The sequence below is a fragment of the Nitritalea halalkaliphila LW7 genome (assembly GCF_000265075.1).
GTDB lineage: Bacteria > Bacteroidota > Bacteroidia > Cytophagales > Cyclobacteriaceae > Nitritalea > Nitritalea halalkaliphila.
The window spans coordinates 1-3,043 of record NZ_AJYA01000112.1; the positions used below are offsets into that span (position 1 = coordinate 1).

Here is a 3,043-nt window from a genome sequence, read left to right on the forward strand (position 1 = left end):
GCGTCTCGTCTGATCAGACTCTTTCGGTGTGTCTGGATCTGTCGGACTCTCTACCTTGCGATATTCGAGATAATCGTTCCATCTGCTAGGTTCGCATCTACCAGCACCACCAAGCTTAAGGTCACCGTCTCGCCTGCTGGGATAGTACCCACATTCCAAGTCACGATGCCATTCTCCAACATGCCGCCCATGTCTGCACTTACAAAGCTGGTGCCTACCGGAATCGGATCCGTTACCACTACCTCTTGTGCATCACTTGGTCCATTATTCGTCACCGTGATCGTGTACGCCAAGTTCTCACCTGCAATCGCTATCGGTGTATCCGAACGCTTCATAATGGCCAGATTTGCTAAGGTCTCTACCGTCACATCTACTCCATTACTGTTCACCGGACTATTCACATCGTCTGGGCTAGCAGCCTGCGCCATATTACTAATCACAGTGCCCATCGCCACATTCGCCGGTACCATCACCTCTAAGGTCAAGGTCACACTTGCGCCTGCGGCAAGTTCTCCTAAGCTCCAAACTACTTCTTCACCTACCAGGCTTCCTCCCATGGAGGCCGACACAAAGTTCACTCCTGCTGGAATGCGGTCGCGTACCTCAACATTGCGCGCTGGTCCCGCTCCCGTATTCGTCAGCGTGAAGCTATAGGTCAAGTTGTTACCCGCAATCACGGTCATCGGAGCTGACTTCTCTAACATCAGCATCGCACGATTTCCGTTATCCACTGGCGTCTCGTCTGGATCAGACTCTTTTGGTGTGTCTGGATCCGTAGGACTCTCTACCCTTGCGATATTCGAGATAATCGTTCCATCTGCTAGGTTCGCATCTACCAGCACTACCAAGCTTAAGGTCACCGTCTCGCCCGCTGGGATAGTACCCACATTCCAAGTCACAAGGCCATTGGAAAGCATACCACCCATGTCTGCACTTACAAAGCTGGTGCCTACCGGAATCGGATCCGTTACCACTACCTCTTGTGCATCACTTGGTCCATTATTCGTCACCGTGATCGTGTACGCCAAGTTCTCACCTGCAATCGCTATCGGTGTATCCGAACGCTTCATAATGGCCAGATTTGCTAAGGTCTCTACCGTCACATCCACACCATTACTGTTCACCGGACTATTCACATCGTCTGGGCTAGCAGCCTGCGCCATATTACTAATCACAGTGCCCATCGCCACATTCGCCGGTACCATCACCTCTAAGGTCAAGGTCACACTTGCGCCTGCGGCAAGTTCTCCTAGGCTCCAAACTACTTCTTCACCTACCAGGCTTCCTCCCATAGAGGCCGACACAAAGTTCACTCCTGCTGGAATGCGGTCGCGTACCTCAACATTGCGCGCTGGTCCCGCTCCCGTATTCGTTAGCGTGAAGCTATAGGTCAAGTTGTTACCCGCAATCACGGTCATCGGAGCTGACTTCTCTAACATCAGCATCGCACGATTTCCGTTGTCCACTGGCGTCTCGTCTGGATCAGACTCTTTCGGTGTGTCTGGATCTGTCGGACTCTCTACCCTTGCGATATTCGAGATAATCGTTCCATCTGCTAGGTTCGCATCTACCAGCACCACCAAGCTTAAGGTCACCGTCTCGCCCGCTGGGATAGTACCCACATTCCAAGTCACGATGCCATTCTCCAACATGCCGCCCATGTCTGCACTTACAAAGCTGGTGCCTACCGGAATCGGATCCGTTACCACTACCTCTTGTGCATCACTTGGTCCATTATTCGTCACCGTGATCGTGTACGCCAAGTTCTCACCTGCAATCGCCACCGGTGTATCCGAACGCTTCATAATGGCCAGATTCGCTAAGGTCTCTACCGTCACATCTACACCATTACTGTTCACCGGACTATTCACATCGTCTGGACTAGTGGCCTGCGCCATATTACTAATCACAGTGCCCATCGCCACATTCGCCGGTACCATCACCTCTAAGGTCAAGGTCACACTTGCGCCTGCAGCTAGTTCTCCTAGGCTCCAAACTACTTCTTCACCTACCAGGCTTCCTCCCATAGAGGCCGACACAAAGTTCACTCCTGCTGGAATGCGGTCGCGTACTTCAACATTGCGCGCTGGTCCCGCTCCCGTATTCGTCAGCGTAAAGCTATAGGTAAAGTTGTTACCCGCAATCACGGTCATCGGAGCTGACTTCTCTAACATCAGCATCGCACGATTTCCGTTGTCCACTGGCGTCTCGTCTGGATCAGACTCCTTCGGTGTGTCTGGATCCGTCGGACTCTCTACCCTTGCGATATTCGAGATAATCGTTCCATCTGCTAGGTTCGCATCTACCAGCACTACCAAGCTTAAGGTCACAGTCTCGCCTGCTGGGATAGTACCCACATTCCAAGTCACAAGGCCATTGGCCAGCATGCCGCCCATGTCTGCACTTACAAAGCTGGTTCCTACCGGAATCGGATCCGTTACCACTACCTCTTGTGCATCACTTGGTCCATTATTCGTCACCGTGATCGTGTACGCCAAGTTCTCACCTGCAATCGCCACCGGTGTATCCGAACGCTTCATAATGGCCAGATTTGCTAAGGTCTCTACCGTAACATCTACTCCATTACTGTTCACCGGACTATTCACATCGTCTGGACTAGCGGCCTGCGCCATATTACTGATCACAGTACCCATCGCCACATTCGCCGGTACCATCACCTCTAAGGTCAAGGTCACACTTGCGCCTGCAGCTAGTTCTCCTAGGCTCCAAACTACTTCTTCACCTACCAGGCTTCCTCCCATGGAGGCCGACACAAAGTTCACTCCTGCTGGAATGCGGTCGCGTACTTCAACATTGCGCGCTGGTCCCGCTCCCGTATTCGTCAGCGTGAAGCTATAGGTCAAGTTGTTACCCGCAATCACGGTCATCGGAGCTGACTTCTCTAACATCAGCATCGCACGATTTCCGTTATCCACTGGCGTCTCGTCTGGATCAGACTCTTTTGGTGTGTCTGGATCCGTAGGACTCTCTACCTTGCGATATTCGAGATAATCGTTCCATCTGTCTASGTTCGCAGTCTACC

The 3,043-nt window shown here is 52.2% G+C and carries 1 protein-coding gene; it reads right to left on the reverse strand.

All coding sequences use genetic code 11. The annotated features are described in order from the left end of the window. Positions 1 to 50 precede the first annotated feature (50 nt). A complete protein-coding gene (locus A3SI_RS21340; RefSeq protein WP_009057825.1) occupies positions 51 to 2,936 on the reverse strand; it encodes a COG1361 S-layer family protein in 2,886 nt (961 codons plus the stop codon). Between the last annotated feature and the right edge of the window lie 107 nt (positions 2,937 to 3,043).